This window comes from Pelagicoccus sp. SDUM812002 (assembly GCF_031127835.1).
Taxonomy (GTDB): Bacteria; Verrucomicrobiota; Verrucomicrobiia; order Opitutales; family Opitutaceae; genus Pelagicoccus.
The window spans coordinates 296,836-313,509 of sequence record NZ_JARXHX010000002.1; the positions used below are offsets into that span (position 1 = coordinate 296,836).

The following is a 16,674-nucleotide window of genomic DNA, read 5'->3' on the forward strand; positions in this document are numbered from 1 at the left end:
CGTCAGATTCTTGGCTAAGCCATCCCTGTTTCACGGCTTGTAGCAGCTTGGGATTTCGGGCTTGGTTGGACTCATGGGTCTCCTCTTTGTGCTGCTTTCGATCTTGGGCGCTGTCCTGCTTTTGCGAATACTATTATGGAAGGGGCCGATCGGACCGGTTTCGGAGCGTTTACCGATGGGCGTAGTCGACATGCACTGCCACACGGCAGGTATCGGAGCGGGCGGTAGCGAAGCTCGGATCTCCGAGGCTCTGCGTGGAAGCTGGCGGTTTCGCGTGTACCTGAGGATCTTTGGGACCAGCGAGAAAAACTTGATGGCTGGAGGTGATCGCTCGCTTATGGAGGATATTGATCGGGCGATCTCGGATTCCGAGCACGTTAGGTCTGCGGTGATTCTCGCGATGGACGCGCCTCACAAAGATGACGGAAGCCTAGATCTGGAAGCGATTGAGGTTTGGGTGCCGAACCGCTTTGTGGGGGAGGTGGTGAAGGATTTTCCAAATCTGCTGTTCGCGGCGAGCGTGCATCCACTGCGTGGAGATGCACTGGAGGAGCTGGAGTGGTCGAAGGCGAATGGCGCTGTATTGGTGAAGTGGTTACCCAATATCCAAAACATCGATCCGAGTGACGAGCGACTGGTGCCGTACTACGAGAAGCTGGTGGAGCTTGATCTGCCGTTGCTTACGCACACGGGGCATGAGGATTCGTTCTCCCGCACGGACAATTGCCTAGGTGACCCCAAACTCTTGGAGTTGCCCCTTCGTTTGGGTGTGCGAGTAATAGCTGCTCACGTGGCGAGTGCAGGTAAGAACGAAGGGCAGTGTAACGTAGAGAGGCTGCTGGAGATGATGCCTCGGTTTCCGAACTTGGTGGCGGATATCTCGACGCTGACACAGTTTAACCGGAAGCGATTCTTGCCGCGGGTCTTGGCGGATGAGCGTTTGCGAGGAAGGCTTCTGTACGGGACAGATTACCCCTTGACCAACACGCCTATGGTATCGCCTTGGCTGTATCCACTTCGTCTGACATTTGGTAAGATGTTGCGGATTTCTCGGGTCAAGAATCCGTGGGACCGCGATGTAAAGCTGAAGACGGCTTTAGGCGTTCCGGTGGAAGTCTTTGAGGAGAGCGGGCGGTATTTGTTGGGTTCCTGGAACTAGGATGAATCGGCGCTCGCCGCGAAATCGGGGGCAGCTTGAATAGGCTTTGCGGATCACGTGAGAGTGGTCCCTCCCTTTCAGTCGACGAGGCAAGCGTCCAGCTCGGCTTGCAGGCGGTCGCGGTCGAGCTTAAAACCGATAAATACGAGCTCTTGGCGGCGGTCGCCGTGTGGAGCTTCCCACTTCTTTTCCACTTCGGCCGGGACTTGCGAGCGGTCGATGTTCCCTTTTTCGAGCGCGGTGATCCACCAACTGCCGATGAAATCGCAGCGGGTGGTGGAGCCGGCAATGGAGAGGAAGCCGACTTGCTGGTCGTTTCCTTCGATCCAACAGTAGCCTTTGGCGCGAAGCAGTCCGGGAATGGAGGTGTTGATGATGTTGGCAAACGTGTCTGCCTGGAAACGTTTGCGGGAGCGGTAAACGAGGGTGACGAGTCCTTGCTGGGCTTTAGCGATGGGGTCGAGGGCCTTGGAGATGCTGGGGAAGAAAAGCGAGCTGGGTGAGGAGCTGACTTTTCGAAAAAGGGTTGGGGCGGGTCGCTCCTCGATCGGGTCGGCGGGTCCGGAGTCTCGGTCTTGTTTGTCGAGGCTTTGAAGCCAGCTGGCGCCAGATAGGGTGGAGTCGAGGTCGAAAGAGCCGTTGTGCAGGATGTCAGAGTTGGGCAGCTTGCCGTTCTCGCACTCGTGCTTGATGGCGCGTCGGTTGAGCTCGTCCAAGATGACTAGCACCTCGCTACGTTCGTCTGCCGTGACTTGGTCCATCTTGTTGAGGACGAGCAGGTCCGCGCACTCTATTTGCTCGATAATCAGCTCGAACACGGGCCGCTCGTCCTCTTGGCGTAGAAGCTCGCGGGAGGTGCCCTTCGCAGCGTTGGCCTTCCATTCGCGGAGGAAGAAGGCAGCGTCGACCACTGTCACCAAACTGTCGATACGAACGACTTCTTCGAGCGATTTGCCGTTGGGTCCGGGTGTGAGGAAGGTGTGGACGATCTGGGTGGGCTCCGCCACGCCAGTGGATTCGATGACGATGTGGTCGATGTTACCCTTTTTGGGCAGATCCATGACGGCGAGGGCGAGATCGCCCTGGATGGTACAGCAGATGCAGCCGCCGGATAGTTCGACGACCTCGTTTTGAGTTTCGCCTTCGAGGGTTCGCACTTCGCTCTGGATGAGCGCGGCGTCTATGTTGACCTCGCCGATATCGTTTACGATGACAGCTATTCGTTCGCCGTTGGCATTTCTGAGCAGGTGATTGAGCAGAGTGGTTTTGCCGGCGCCGAGGAAGCCGGAGAGGATGGTGACAGAGAGTTGTGGCGTCGATTCGGGCATTGCGGGTCCGTTTTTAGGGGGAGGGTCTTGAAAGGAAAGGCTATTTGGGGAGGAACGAATTGCTAATTCGTTTTTCTAGGCCAAGGGTTATCACCTTTGTCCCCTATTTAAATGCGTTTCATATCCAAGCTTGTAACCGTTTTCCTTTTAATTGCCCTTTCCTCGACGATCTGGGCTCAGCTTCCAGAGGATTTCGACCTGTCGGCTCCATTGCCGGTCGACCCGAATGTACGCGTCGGCGAGCTGGACAATGGCTTGCGCTACTACATCCGCAAGAACCCGCGACCGGAAAACCGCGTTTCGCTGCGTCTGGTGGTCAATGCTGGCTCGTTGCAAGAGGATGACGACCAGCGGGGGATCGCCCACTTTCTCGAGCACATGGCCTTCAACGGGACGAAACATTTCGAAAAGCATGAACTCGTTAACTTCCTGGAAAGCATTGGGATGCGTTTTGGCCAGCACCTCAATGCGAGCACCTCTTTCGATCAGACGATCTACAAACTAGAGGTGCCTTGGGACGATCCGGAAACGATCGACAAGGCGTTTCTGATCTTGGAGGACTGGGCTTCGAACATTTCGCTCGATCCGTTCGAAATCGAGGCGGAGCGTGGGGTCGTGGTGGAAGAATGGCGCTCGGGCCAAGGAGCTGGGCAACGCATCCGCGACCAGCAGTATCCGCTCGTTTTCTTCAATTCGCGCTACGCTAAGCGACTTCCCATCGGTTCGATGCTGGTAGTGCAGAACGCCCCTGCTGAGCGCTTCGCGGATTTTTACGAGAAGTGGTACCGTCCGGACTTGATGGGCGTGATCGCGGTCGGAGATTTCGATCCAGAAGAAGTTGAGCGTCAAATTATCACGCGTTTTTCCAGGCTCGAGAATCCGGAGGACGCGCCGGAGCGTGTGGAGGCCAAAGTGCCGGACCACGAGCAAACTTTATTCTCGGTCGTCTCGGATCCAGAAATCACCAGCATGTCGGCGAGGGTTTATCTCAAACTTGACCCAGACAGCGATGAAACAGGGGAAGACTATCGTCGCCATCTCATCGAACGCATCTACTTCTCTCTTCTCAACAAGCGCTTGAGCGAGCGTACCCTCGAAGCGAATCCTCCCTACATCAGTGCTAGCGTAGCAGCCACGGGACTGGCCCGAACCAAGCGAGCTTACGTCATGTCGGTGGGCTTAGTGCAGGGAAAAGTGCAGGAAGGGATCCAGCTATTGACTGCGGAAGTGGCTCGGGCGAGTAGAAATGGGTTCAGCCAAAGCGAACTCGATCGCGTCAAAGCGGACATGATTCGCGGAATGGACCGAGCATATGAGGAGAGGGAAAATACGCCCTCGAGCGTTTTTGCCAGCGAGTACACCCGGGCTTTCACAGTCGATGAACCAATTCCCGGCATCGCGCTGGAGCGTGCTATGCACCATGCTTTTTTGAAGGACCTCGACGTGGAGGAGGTCAATCGAGTGGGTGACGTTTTTCGTACCGAGAAAAACAGGGTCATCCTTTTCACCGCGCCCGAGGCAGAAGGGTACGAATTGCCAGCAGAGAAAGAGCTCTTAGCCGCTTTGGAAGCTGGCCGGGCGATGGACTTGGGCGAGTACGTTGACGATGTTTCCGATGCCCCGCTGCTTGCGGAAGTCCCCGAGCCTGGCGAAATCGTGGAGGAGCGTTTCCACGAAGCGGTCGAGGTTCACGAGTGGACGCTGTCTAACGGAGCACGGGTCGTCATCAAGCCCACCGACTTCAAGAATGACCAGATCCTCATGTCGGCTTACAGTGAAGGGGGCAGCAGTCTCGTGGCGGACGACGAATTTATCCCCGCGATGACCGCGACAATGCTGCTTGGCGAGGCTGGAATTGGCCCCTTCAGCACAATTCAGCTGGAGAAGAAGCTAGCTGGCAAAACGGTGCGACTCTCGCCCTCGATCGGCTCCAGCGCTGAATCGCTCAGTGGCTCGACTTCGCCGCAAGATTTGGAGGACTTCTTCAAGCTTGTTTACCTGCAGATCACCGACCCGAACGAAAAAGACCTCGATAAGGCGTACGAGTCGGTGAAATTTCGCCTCTCGGAAATGGTCGCCAATCGCGACAAGTCGCCCGGATCGGTTTTCCAGGACGCGATTGAGGAAGAGTTTTACGGAGACCATCCGCGCCACCAACCGCTCGACCTTGAACGTCTCGAGGAGATGGAAGCCCGTTTGTCGTTGGAGATCTTCAAAGATCGGTTCCAGAATGCCGGTGATTTCACCTTCGTCTTCGTGGGTGCGATCGAACTGGAGCCGTTCCGCGAGTATGTTCGTACGTACCTTGCAAGTTTGCCGACCCGAGACCGTCCCTCGGAAAAGGCCCGCGAATTGGGCGACAAACCGAAATCGGGTCGCCTCTCGGTCGATATCAAGAAAGGGCTCGAAGAAAAGACGACGGTGCGGGTCTTCTTCAATGGCGATGCAGAGTGGACGCCGGAGAACCGCTACGCTTTGGCTTTCGCTCGTGGGTTGCTCAACATTCGCATGCGTGAAGTACTTCGCGAAGACAATGGCGGGGTGTACGGCGTGAGCGTGTTTGGTTCGCTGGGACGCTTGCCGGAAGGCTCCTACTCCACCGGTTTCGGTTTCTCCTGCGATCCTGGAAACGCGGAGAATTTGGTGCGGCTTGGTTTGATGCAAATCATTGAACTGCAAGAGGAAGGAGCTCGTGCGGAGAATGTTCAGAAGGTTCGCGAGCTGCACCTTCGCGAGCACGAACGCGGCATCAAGGAGAACGGATTCTGGTTGAACAATTTGGTGGGCATGGTCGCCGAAGGGCGGGAATTCGAGGATATTTTGGAATTTCCGGAACGCGTCAGAGCATTCGATGCGAAGGCGGCTCAAGAAGCGGCAGTATTATATTTCGATATGCGCAATCTATTGGTCGCCTATCTTCGTCCAGAATATGAGGAGTAGCGAGATGGATGACTGAGCCTAGGTTCGGCCCCGATCAGAGGCTAGGGTACAAATTCCCGATGAACTCTACTAGGTTTCCAGGGTCCAAAGAGCGACTTATCATAATCTACGAAGACCCCGCCAATGACCGACACAACTACATCACGAGACCTTGCCAAGAAGATCGAATGGATCGGCTTGCGCAATTTGTCTTATCACGAAAAGGAGCGTGTACGGAACGAACTTGTTGAAGTGAGTTGCTACTTGCCCCGTCTCTTGGCCCTTGCTCTTTGGAGCTACTATGGCCGACGCCCACCCGAGTACATGGTAACCAGAGGTTCCGAAAGTAGCCTGCAAACCTACCGTGAACGGGAAAGGACGAAAAGCTACATCCGCGAGCTCATGGCGGACTATAGGGAAGAGGACTAGAATTGATTTTAGCGAAAGGCCGCCAGCTGGGCGGTCTTTTTTTGTTCGTAGCGCGGAGCTACGGGGTCGCCTCAGCCTATTGGCTGAGCACGCGCTTGAGGTTGTCGAGGTCGAGGATGTCGGAGAGGGATTCTTCGCGCACGATCTCGTTGGCGAGGTTTTCCTTTTTCACCTGCAAGGATTGGATCTTTTGCTCAACGGAGTCTTTCGCAATCAAGCGGTAAGCGTTCACTGTGTTCTTCTGGCCGATACGGTGGGTACGATCGATTGCCTGCGCTTCGACGGCTGGATTCCACCATGGATCATAGAGCACCACGTAGCTGGCTGCGGTCAGGTTTAAACCAGAACCAGCGGCTCGGAGCGAAAGCAGGAAGGCGGTAATGGATTCGTCATTCTGGAATTGATCGACCAGTTCTTCGCGATTCTTGGTTTGTCCGGTGAGGGTGAGGTGCTTACAGCCGATGCCGTCGAGAGCCACGGCGATGATCTTGAGCATCTCCACGAACTGGGAGAAGATCAGCACCTTGTGGCCCTCCTCTTGCAGCTCGGAAACGAGGTCGACGAGGCCTTCCAGCTTAGCGCTTTTGACGGTCTTGTACTCGGGGCTGATGAGAGCGGGATGGCAGCAAATCTGGCGCAAACGCAAGAGAGAGGCGAGGATGTTGAATCGTTCTTTTGCGAACGCGGATTGGGAGTCGATTCCGAGGACCTTTTGCTGAGTGAGCTTGAGCTCGGCGAGATAGAGGTCCTTTTGTTCGCCTTCCATCTGGCAAACGAGGGATTCCTCGATGCGGTCCGGAAGGTCGGTGGCTACCTGCTTCTTGCTACGGCGTATCATGAAATGCGATACGCGATTGGCGAGTCGGGCAGGAGTTTGTGGGTCGGTTTCCTTGTAGTGCTTGGTGAAGGAGGTCTTGCTGCCAAGCAATCCGGGCATGGCGTAGGAGAAAATGGACCAGAGGTCGGTGGCTTTGTTCTCGACGGGGGTACCAGTGAGTGCGAGGCGGTGTTCGGCCTTGAGGTCGCGGGCTGCCTTGGCGGTTTGGGAAGTAGGGTTCTTTATGTACTGAGCTTCGTCGAGGATGGTGACGGTCCACTTGACTTGGTGAAAGAGGTCCTTGCGGATGCGCAGCTGCGAGTAGTTGGCTACGAGAATGTCGGCTCCGTCGAGCTGCCAGGTGGCAGCGAGGTGGACGTCGGGATCGAAGATGGCGATCTTTAGCACGCTAGAGTGGATTTCCACTTCCTTGTGCCAGACGTGCATGACGGACTTTGGACAGACCACGAGACACGAAAAGCGAGGCTCGTCCGCAGGGCGGTTGAGCTTGAGCCAAGTGAGCCAGGTAAGAGTTTGCAGGGTTTTACCAAGACCCATGTCGTCGGCGAGCACGCCACCGAAATTGTTGTGGGCGAGATAGGCTAGAAACTTGAAGCCTTCCACCTGATAGGGGCGGAGTTCGGAAGTGATGCCCTTCGGAACGGCGGCGGCAGTTTTGGCAGTGAGTTCTTTGGAACGCTTGCGGATGGCCTCGCGCTGCTCTTCGAAGGCAGTTTCTTCGAGCTTGGCTTCGGCGAGCTGGAGGGTGTGGAGGGAGTGTTGACCGGTACCCGCTTCGTCAAAGTGGACGCCGAGGGTGTCGAGCAGTTGCTTGTCGGTGTCGACCACTTCACTTTCGAAGCGTTTCCAGCCTTTGCCAGGCAGGTAGGTGTATTCGCCGCGGGCTCGCATGACGAGCTGTTGTTCTTCTTCGGAGAGATTCGTATCCGCGAACTGGGCATCGAGTTTCAGGTTGAACCAATCCGCGTTGTCGTCGGGGGAGACGGTGAGAGCGTATCGCCCGGCGGGGCGTCCGTCTACGAGGGTGTCTAATTCCTCGTCGGGGATGAGCTGGATGTCGTCCGGTATCTCCTGTATCCAATCGATGAATTCGCGTGCGAAGCCTTGCTCGATGGTGCGGCTCCAAATGCCCTCGTCTTCATCCTCCTCGAGGTCGAAGGCTTCGAGGACTTCAGGAACGTAGTCGCTAGGGGGTTGCTCGAAAAGGGTGCGTTCAGGGGCGACCGCGACGTCGCCCTCGTCTTCCGGGTTGCTGCTGGGTGTCCATCCGTCGCTGGTGAGTAGGAACCAGAATTCTTGGTCCGGCGAAACGGAGAAGAGGCGACAGTCGAGCCAAGTTTTCTTGGCCCACTTTTCTTCGTTTTTGCGGATTTGGCAGTAGAGGCGTGCCTGCATGGGAATGCAGACAAGATCGTCGCCGACTGATTCCGGTAGCGGCAATTTCTGGTTACGTAAGAAGAGAAGGCCTTCGGGTGCTTCGATAGCAGCCGCGGGAATGGTGAAGAGTTTGTTCGGTCGCTCGTTGGGGCGGAGTAGGGGGGGGCCGTGGTAAAGGGTGTCGCTGCAGAGGTAAAGTGGGGTCTCGCCTGCTAGGTAGACGAGAGGGAACGGAGCGGCGTTGCCGTCTTCGAGTTCGAGTTGGAGAACGTAGCAACCATCGTCGCCTATGCCGTTTTGGATGCCAGTCCAACGTAGGGCGGTTTCGGATACGTTGAAAGGGAGGTCGTTTGTGCCGACAATCTGGTCCTTGGTGATGGGGTGGTGGAGCAGCTTGTTGAGAAAGGAGCAGTCCTCAGGTTTGTCCAGGTCGATGCGGGCGCGCTGGGTGGACTTGTAGTACTCTTGGAAGAGGGCGCAGAGGGTGAGGCTTTGCGGGGCGAAACGTTCCAGGAATCCATAGTCCTTGGAGAGCCATTGCCCAAAGTCTTTGGCGGTGATGTTGAAGTACGCCTCCTCTTCCGATTGGCGGCCCTCCCACTTGAGCGTTTTGCCGTAGAGCTTGAGGCGTATCTCGAGGGTGGAGACCGGGGTGACGTATTTACGCTGGGAAAGGTTTCCGAGACGATTTCGCCAGAGTCGGGTCTCTTTGACGCGGGCTCTCTCGATAAGGGCTTGCTCGATCGGAGTCGTATCGATGAGCGAACTGAGGAAGGCTGGTACCGGCGCGTCGAAGCGTTGCAGAAGGAAGGCGATGTACTGCAGGAGCTCCAGCTCAGTTTCCGGTTTTTGGACCCAAATGCCGTCGCTGATGGGCTTGCTCGGATCGGGGACCTTGATCTTGATCTCGGGGTCGAAGGGTTCGAGGTCCTTTGCGTAAAGTGCTTCGCGCCAGTCAAACTCCTCCGCAAGGTCGCTGATGACCTGCATTTGTTGGCGTTCGCTGGTAGTGAAAGAGCGCCCGAGTTTGTCTTCGAGTTCAGCTTTCCAGTTATTCGATTCTTCGGAAGACATAGATCTTGGTTTAGGAAGGGGGCTATTACGAGGGTCTCTCATTGGGGCTCAGAGTCGAGCTTCCGATTGGAAATGCAGGCAGGTTTTTTTGCTGCGGAGCAACAGTTCGATGGGAAAAGTGCGTTTTGCTCAGGCGACATCGAGGTCGATGGCTCCGTCGAAGCCGTCATCTTCGCCTTTGCGCTTGGGGTCAATCTCTCGGTGGGGTGGCTCGGAGTCGGGATCGATAGGGATCCCTTTTTCCTCGAGTAGCTCCTGGGACGCTTTGTGGCCAGCGGTGGCGGCATCTCGGAGGAGTTTGACTGCTCTTTCCTGAGTGAGCGTTGGGTAAGTGCCGTCGAAATGTCGGGCGGCTGCGAAGTGTTTGGCCTCAGGGAGGAGAGTGGCGCTTTCGAGGATCCAGCGCCAAGCTTCGCCTACGTTGGTTTCTACGTATTTGCCGTTTAGGTACATTCTGCCGAGCTCAAATTGGGCTTTTTCATGGCCGAGTGCGGCTGCGGTTTGGAACCATGGAATTGAGTCCTCGGGTTTCGTTTTGTTGACTTTTCCTTGCAGTAGGAGCTTGGCGATTTGGTAGCAGGATTCAAGTCCTGCGGAGATGAGCTCTTCGTCCTCGAAGATGACGGGGATCTCCCGATCCTTCAGCTCGTCGGTACTTCCGTAGTATTTTTCGTAGGAGTCGCCGAGCCGAGTTTTTAATTCGCTTCCTACAAGCTTAGCGGCTTTGAGGAATTTTTTGTACGCCTTTTTATCGTTTTGCTTCAGGCCGACTCCATCGAGGTTCATAAAAGCTAATTCGTATCCAGCGAGTGGGTACCCTCCGAGCTCTTGAGCTCGGATGTCCAATATGGCAGTGGGAAAGGATCTGGTTTTGTCCGGGAATCTGAGACTAAGTATCCAAGTCCTGAGGTTGGTGCGTTCGTCGGGATAGTAGCTGAGGCGCGACGATTGGGCATAGTAGTTCTCGGCCATGGAAATGTTTTGCGGAACGCCTGAACCATCGCGGTAGGCGTCACCCAAGCGAATGAAGGCGCCTCTGATGCGGTACTCGGCGGCTTGCTCCCAGTGGGCGATGGCTTCCTCCCACGCGCGTTCGCCGAGCTTTCCGCTGGCGAGGAGGTTACCGAGAGTGAACTCCGCGTAGTAGGAACCGAGGTCGAGGGCTTCTTGGTAGAGCTGGTAGGCTTTGGGGGCGTCGATTTCCACGCCGTGTCCGTACTCGTAAGCGATGCCGAGGTTGAGGGCTCCGATCGCGTCTTCGTTTTCCGCGGCTTGGCGGAAATAGCTAAGAGCCGTTGGGTAGTCTCGCTGCACGCCGTTGGCGTCGCGGTAGAACTTTCCGATTTTATAGAGGGATTCGATATGGCCGAGCGAGGCCGCCTTTTTGTAGTGTTCGATAGCGATCTTATACCGCGCATTTTGCTCGGCTTTCTGGCCGAGGTGGTGGATGGCGGGTGGGTAGCCTGCATCGGCTGCAGCTTGGATGGCTTTGTCTTCCTCTGTGGCTCCGAGCCAGGCGAAGTCCTTTGCGACATAGACACCGTAGAAGTAGCGGGCTTGGGCGTTTCCGAGTTCGGCGGCTTGGAGGATGAGGGTTTTCGCGTTTTCGAAATCGGAATCCATGCCGAGTCCGAAGAGCTTGCGGCGGCCGAGGCAGTAGAGGGCGTCGGGATTTTTATTATCCGCTTCTGTGGTGACGAGTTTGATGGCTTCGCGCTCGGTGATGAATCTAGCGTCAGCAGGGTTTTTGTAGTGGATTGCAGGATACCAGCTGCTTTTTGCCGCTCGATCGATCAGGGTGGCTCCTCGCTCCGGATCCGCAGGTCCACCTTGTCCGTTGATGAGCATGACACCTAGGTTGTATTTAGCCATGGTGTTTTGCTTGTGGGCGAGTTCGAGGAGCTCGCGGGCTTTTGGGAAATTTTGTTCGGTGCCTTCTCCTTGGTAGTAGAGATTGGCGATGCGGGAGCAGGCGAGCGGGTTTTCTTTGACGGCGACGGATTCGAGCCAGACGAAGGCTTGGGCCGGATCGAAGAGATCCTCCTCATCGAGGAGCGAGACGCCGAACGATGTCTGCATAGTTTGGATACGCTTAGTCATCTGATCCTCGTAATTTGCCACCAGCCGGTTGAGAGATTCATTGATGGCTTGGCGGTCCATGCCCTGAAAGTAGGTTTGGCTGTAGGAGTTGTGCATCTTGTTGACGGCGGCGACCTTGAAGCGCTCGAGATAGGAGAGGGACTTGTCTTGGTCTTGCTCGACACCCTCTCCGCGGGCGTAGCGAATGGCGAGAATCATGGCTGCCGAGGGTTCGTTTAGTCGATCCGCTTGCAGGAACATTTCCGTCGCCTTTTTATTGTCGAAGTGGACGACATCGTCCTCGTCGCCATAGATCAATCCGAGGTAGAAGTAGGCAGAGGCTCGAGCGTTGCGAACGGTGCCGAAATCGTCGGGGCTAAGGTTTTTGGAGGTGGAATCGTCGACGACCGCGAGCAGAAGCTCCGCAGCTTTGGCGTTATCGACGGGGGTACCGCGTCCGGCGAGGTATGAGTATCCGGCGTTGTACTGACCGAGGGCATCGCCGAGCTCAGCTGCTTGCTCAAAGCTGCGCAAGGCTTTGCGGGGGCTGCTGAAAAATCCGTTTCCTTCCAAGTAAAGCAGTCCGAGCATATTGTGGGCGGGAGCGAACCCACGTTCGGCTGCCTTTTTGAGTCGGGACATCGCATCAGGGCGACTCGGCTTGTATCCGTCGATTCCGTACAGATGTTGCAAGGCTTCATCGTAGAGCTCGGTCGGACTAAGCTCCATTTCGCCATAGTCGAAATCTTGAGCGGTGACGCTGATTACAGCGATCAGGGGTAGGAGAAATGAGGGTGAGATTCGGTTTAAAAAAGATCGGATCACCCCACATTTAGTATCCAGGAGTCTTATGGGGACAAGCGGAAATATTTGATGCGTGGCCTGCTTTACGGCAGCGGCCTGGGGCGACTAGCGTCGCTGGTTCCACTCGTCCGAGTCGAACTGGTCGGTAAGGGCAAGCTCTTCTTCTGGACGCCAGGAAGGGGAGCTGACGTACTCGATCTCGGCTTCCAGCAAGGCGGCGAGTCCCATCGTGAAATCGTTGTAGAACTGCTCCCAGCTAACCTTGCTGGCGAGCGGCTTCCAAATGGACCCCTGCAACATGTAGCCGTTTTTCGTGCGTTTTTGGGCGGCTCCGGCGAGCTTGCTAGGCAGGTTTTTTAGGATGACGTCGTAGAGTTCAGCTTTGTTGAAGCAAACGCTAGGCGTGATCTTGTCTGGTGCGGTTAGGTTTAGCTCGGAGTGGAGGTCCTGTTTTTCCATGGCGTCCACGATGCATTGGTGTACGGCTCGGTAGCTCTCGACGGGCTGTCCTCTGGAAAAGGGATGGCTGCTGGGAATAACCAAGGTGTAGGTCCAGTCGTTGGTATGGTCGACGAGACCGCCTCCGGTTGGACGACGCACGATTTCTGCGCTGTGGTCGGACACTTCTGAGGTAACGTACGAATAGTGTTGGCTAAGGCCGAAGGTGTACGCGGCGCGGTTCCACTCGTAGTGGCGGAATCGGATGGCGTCTTTTGGCTCATAACGCTGCAGCAGCAGAGCATCGAAAGCCATGTGCTGGGCGGCAGATCCAGTTATGTCGGGGATGATGTGAAGAGAGTGCGCCATGTGTCGGGAGCTACAGTTGGCCAAAGTCTGCTTAGGTCAATTATTTAGGTGATGGGTTATGGGTTCTCGACGTTCATGGCAGGGCGTTGAACCAAGAGCGGACGGGCTTGGGAACGATAAGGGCGTCGAGCTGGTCGCTGAAGGCCTGCGGCTGGGTCTTGAGTTTGCTCGCTAGCGGAGTGAGGTCGAAGACGAGCCGAGCCTGGCGATTGGCGAAGCGGGGGTTGTCGCCACGCTCGGCTGCGACTACGAGTTGTTCGGCGGGCAAGCCGAAGTGTTTGGCGATGCGTTGGCCCATCTCGAAACGGGAAAGGGACTTTTCGCCCGCCCAGTGGTAGACACCTTTGAGGTCCGGGCGTTCGCAGAGCTCGACCATGGCAGCGGCGGCGTTTTCGACAAGGCAGGGCTGGCGGTATTCGTCGGTGAAGAGGGGGGTGGGTCGGCCTTCGGACCAGCTTAGCAAGAGGCGTTCGTGCAAGCTGCGGGTGCCGGTGAGGCTGTTGCCCATGAGGAGGGGAAGGCGCAAGGTGGAGGTGAATTCGGCGGCAAGCTCGTTGACGCGGTGTTCGGATTCAAGCTTTTGGCGAGCGTATTCGTTTGGTGGGGACGGCGGAGAGTCGCGGTAGTAGAGTTCAGCGGTTCCGTCGAAGACTTGCTCAGAGGAGATGTGGATGAAGGTGGCGAAGAGGTGGCGGGCTAGCAGGGCTAGCTTTTCCGGCAGGGCCACGTTGATGAGACGACTGGAGGAGGGATCCCGCTCGCAGGATCTGGGTTCGGAGATGGCGGCGCAATTGACGATTGCATCCGGGAATTGCTCAAGGATGAGTGCTTCGAGTTTGACGAGATCAGATAGGTCGAGCCGCTTCTTTTCGGCGAGTCCTTCGAGGGGTCCTTCGTATTGTCCTATGATTCCAACTACATGGTGGCCGCGGCGCTTGGCGGCTTGGGCGAAGGCGGTTCCGAGAAGACCGGAGGCACCGGTTAGGAGGATTTTCATTTGTTAGGTTCTTGGGTGACGGGTTTCGGGTGCCGGGTTGATGGATCGCAACCAAGAGGCCGCTCCTACTTGAAGTGCTTGTGGCTGAGGTGCCAGACGATTTGCCAAGGGGTCGCTTGGGTGCCGGCTTTCATGCGGCTAAGGCAGAGGATAGAGGCTTTGGGGAAGACGACTCGCTGGAAGCTGTCGTGGCCTGCGAGGAGGAGAGAGGCGAGGTAGGAGAGGTTGGGTTCGTGTCCGGCGACGAGGCAGCTTTGGTCGAGAGCGTTCATTTCGGCGGCGATTGTTGTTGGGTCGTCGTAGGGGGCGAGGCCGTCTTTTTGAACGAGGTGGGTGCCGAGTTTGAGGCCATTGGCGAGCGCTTCGGCGGTTTCGAAGGCGCGGACGAGGCCGCTGTGCCAGATGGTACTGGCTTGGATCATCTGGTTCTTGGAAAACGCTTCAACGAGACGGGAGCACTGGCGATGGCCTTTGGGGCTGAGCGGACGAAGAGCGTCGGTTGGGGCATCGCTTTCAGCGTGGGCGTGGCGTACGAGATGGAGGTGTTGGAGCATCTTTTGGCTTCTCAGTGGACTGGGTTGTGTTCTCTTGCATAGCGGACGGGGTGGAACCCGTCCCTCCGGATTTACTTCGAGAGGAGGCGGGCCATGCCTTCGGCCATATTGATACGGGGGCGGTAGCCGAGGTCACGTTGGGCGGCGGAGATGTCGAACCAGTGGTCCTTGGCGAGTTCGCTGGCGACAAAACGTGTCATGGGGGGCTCGCCGTGGAGGCGGAGGAGTTTCCAGAGGGTCTCCATGACTGCTCCGATGCGGCGGGCGTTGGGGAGGCTGATGCGGCGGTGGACCCGGGGTATGTCGTGACTTTCGAGCAGCTCGTTGATCCATTCCCAGAGTTTGACGGGTTCGCCATTGGAGATGAAGTAGGCTTTGCCGCCTGGGTTGTGCTCGGTTCGGTCGAGGGCAGCTTCGGCGAGCAGGTGGGCGTCGACGACGTTGTCGACGTGAGTGAGGTCGACGCGATTGTCGCCATCGCCTACGATGCGGAGCTTGCCAGCCCGAGCGCGTTCCACGACGCGAGGGACGAGGTTCGTGTCGTCGTTGCCCCAGATAAGGTGGGGGCGCAGGGCCACGGTTTTGAGGTGGCCGGGCGGCAAGTCATGAGCGGCGAGAACTGCTTTTTCGGCAATGACTTTCGTAGTGGGATAAGGGCACGGGATGTTTTCTCCGTAGGGGAGGGATTCGTCTTGGCCGGCGATACTGCGGCCGTTGAAGACAACGGAAGGAGTGGAGGTATAGACAAGTTTTTTGACCTCGAAGTCACGGCAGCCATTGATGATGGCTTGGGTGCCTTCGACGTTGGCGGCTTGGAAGTCTGTGAGCTTGCCCCAGATGCCGACTTTGGCGGCGACGTGGAAAACGGTATCGCGGCCTTGGCAAGCTGCCCGGATGGCGGAGGCATCGGCGAGGTCTGCGTAGATCATCTCGATGCGGCATTTTTCGAGGTCGGGGCGAGGCTTGCGGCAGATGCCTGCCACTTTACAATCTTGGGCGAGCAGGCGTTTGGCGAGTTTGAGGCCGACGAATCCGCTAACACCGGTGACGAGCACAGATCGTGGTGGGAGGGCGATTGGTTCGGGAGCGGAAGGCATGGGGCGGAATGGTGAAGAGTGAAGTGTTAAGGGTGAAGATTGAAATGTAGAAGGGTCAGGATTATTAGGATGAGCTTAAGGGATGGTTGGAATTGGGTTGCGTGGCGGGAGAGCTTTCATAGCTAGGCGGAACGGTTTCCATGAAAAATGACGAAGTGAAAGTGTTGGTAAGCTCGCTGGCGATTGTGGGCAGGACGCGGGGAGAGGTGCGACGATTGGCAGCCTTCGACAAAAAGCGTCACACGGTGCCGGATCGGGTTTGCGGAGCCACGCAGGCATTTCTAGAGAAGCTTTGTGAGGAGGAGCTGACAGGGGAGGCCGAAGAACTATTTCAGGCGGTACGGGAGCAGTTCGGCTACAAGCGAAAGGAAATTTCGCTGGATGTGGGAGCTGGCTTTGCCCGGTTGCAGACCAAGGATTTTGTTTTGGAGATTCGCTACGAACTCGAGGAGGAGGATCCGGGCGATTACGTGATCGAGACCAGTGTGAAGGATGTGGCGAGTCGCGATTTGCTGGAGTCGGCTCCATTTAACGCATCGGTGGGGCGGCGTTTCGACCGCTTGCGCTGTAGCTTGTCCGGCCAAGTCTCGGTTGAGTCGGTGATCGATGCTGTCGAGGAAGATGAGAGCGGAGAGACGCGAGTGGATTATCCGTCGGATTGCTCCAACTGCACGGTGACGATCGAAGGCGTGGCGGGCGAGGTGTTCGTGGATGGTTTGGTGCTGGAGGTGCGTTACGGCAAGCTGACCTCGGCGGGAGCGTTGATGGAGACGTTTGAACGGATCGGGGCTCAGTTTTTGGCAGCGGCTGGGTTGGGGAGTTTTTTGAAGTAGATGGACGACGAGCAATTGAAGAGGACGAAGGCTTGGGTGGGAGACGCGGTTTTGGCGTTGTTTGCTCGGGAGTGGATTTTACGCCAGACGGACATAGCTCTGGGTGAGCGGGCAACGGTTTTCAAGGCAATGACTTGCAACCAGTTTCTCTCGAGTTTTGGTCAGCCGACTCAGGTGGAGGCGGATATCGGGATAGTTTACGAGCGTGAGGGGCTGCAAGCCGCATTTGAGTATATGGAGGAGCGATTGTTACCTGTATTCAAGAAGCAGCGACGGAACGCTCGGCAACCGGGCAACTGGAAAAAGCGTCGCTAGGACCTCAGCTGTTAAAGGAACAGAGGCGGATTGGGGGTTGTCTTCTTGGGGCTAAGGACAAGTG

Annotated in this window: 12 protein-coding genes; 5 read left to right on the top strand and 7 right to left on the bottom strand. The window is 56.7% G+C overall.

Annotated elements, in window-relative coordinates; translation table 11 throughout:
- Positions 1-73: 73 nt before the first annotated feature.
- Positions 74-1,159 (top strand): amidohydrolase family protein, encoded by a 1,086-nt coding sequence (locus QEH53_RS04885; protein WP_309022018.1) that lies wholly within the window; start codon positions 74-76, stop codon positions 1,157-1,159.
- A 77-nt stretch (positions 1,160-1,236) separates the two neighbouring features.
- Here QEH53_RS04885 and QEH53_RS04890 read toward each other — a convergent pair whose 3' ends face one another.
- Positions 1,237-2,487 carry a GTP-binding protein gene (locus QEH53_RS04890; protein ID WP_309022019.1) on the bottom strand — a complete coding sequence of 417 codons (1,251 nt, stop codon included), beginning with the start codon at positions 2,485-2,487 and terminating at the stop codon, positions 1,237-1,239.
- Between the two features lie 111 nt (positions 2,488-2,598).
- Here QEH53_RS04890 and QEH53_RS04895 point away from each other — a divergent pair, with 111 nt between their 5' ends.
- Both QEH53_RS04895 and QEH53_RS04900 read left to right on the top strand, forming a co-directional pair.
- Positions 2,599-5,427, top strand: a complete 2,829-nt coding sequence (locus QEH53_RS04895; protein ID WP_309022020.1) for an insulinase family protein — start codon at positions 2,599-2,601, stop codon at positions 5,425-5,427.
- 123 nt (positions 5,428-5,550) lie between these two features.
- Complete coding sequence (locus QEH53_RS04900) at positions 5,551-5,835, top strand: hypothetical protein (protein WP_309022022.1); 285 nt, start codon at positions 5,551-5,553, stop codon at positions 5,833-5,835.
- A gap of 76 nt (positions 5,836-5,911) precedes the next feature.
- Here QEH53_RS04900 and QEH53_RS04905 read toward each other — a convergent pair whose 3' ends face one another.
- The 6 genes from QEH53_RS04905 to QEH53_RS04930 all read right to left on the bottom strand — a co-directional run bounded on the left by QEH53_RS04905 (position 5,912) and on the right by QEH53_RS04930 (position 15,462).
- Positions 5,912-9,124, bottom strand: a complete 3,213-nt coding sequence (locus QEH53_RS04905) for a DEAD/DEAH box helicase (RefSeq protein ID WP_309022023.1) — start codon at positions 9,122-9,124, stop codon at positions 5,912-5,914.
- A 129-nt stretch (positions 9,125-9,253) separates the two neighbouring features.
- Positions 9,254-12,028, bottom strand: coding sequence for a tetratricopeptide repeat protein (locus tag QEH53_RS04910; RefSeq protein WP_309022024.1), 2,775 nt, complete (start codon positions 12,026-12,028; stop codon positions 9,254-9,256).
- 84 nt (positions 12,029-12,112) lie between these two features.
- Positions 12,113-12,814 carry a hypothetical protein gene (locus tag QEH53_RS04915; protein ID WP_309022025.1) on the bottom strand — a complete coding sequence of 234 codons (702 nt, stop codon included), beginning with the start codon at positions 12,812-12,814 and terminating at the stop codon, positions 12,113-12,115.
- Positions 12,815-12,887: 73 nt separating this feature from the next.
- Complete coding sequence (locus QEH53_RS04920; protein WP_309022026.1) at positions 12,888-13,811, bottom strand: SDR family oxidoreductase; 924 nt, start codon at positions 13,809-13,811, stop codon at positions 12,888-12,890.
- A gap of 65 nt (positions 13,812-13,876) precedes the next feature.
- Positions 13,877-14,365 carry a phosphohistidine phosphatase SixA gene (sixA, locus tag QEH53_RS04925; RefSeq protein WP_309022027.1) on the bottom strand — a complete coding sequence of 163 codons (489 nt, stop codon included), beginning with the start codon at positions 14,363-14,365 and terminating at the stop codon, positions 13,877-13,879.
- A gap of 71 nt (positions 14,366-14,436) precedes the next feature.
- Positions 14,437-15,462, bottom strand: coding sequence for an NAD-dependent epimerase/dehydratase family protein (locus tag QEH53_RS04930; RefSeq protein WP_309022028.1), 1,026 nt, complete (start codon positions 15,460-15,462; stop codon positions 14,437-14,439).
- A 140-nt stretch (positions 15,463-15,602) separates the two neighbouring features.
- On the opposite strand from QEH53_RS04930, the gene QEH53_RS04935 reads away from it, so the two are divergent.
- Both QEH53_RS04935 and QEH53_RS04940 read left to right on the top strand, forming a co-directional pair.
- Positions 15,603-16,295 (top strand): hypothetical protein, encoded by a 693-nt coding sequence (locus QEH53_RS04935; protein WP_309022029.1) that lies wholly within the window; start codon positions 15,603-15,605, stop codon positions 16,293-16,295.
- Entirely contained in the window at positions 16,296-16,610 is a 315-nt protein-coding gene (locus QEH53_RS04940) for a hypothetical protein (RefSeq protein ID WP_309022030.1), read from the top strand.
- Positions 16,611-16,674 lie beyond the last annotated feature (64 nt).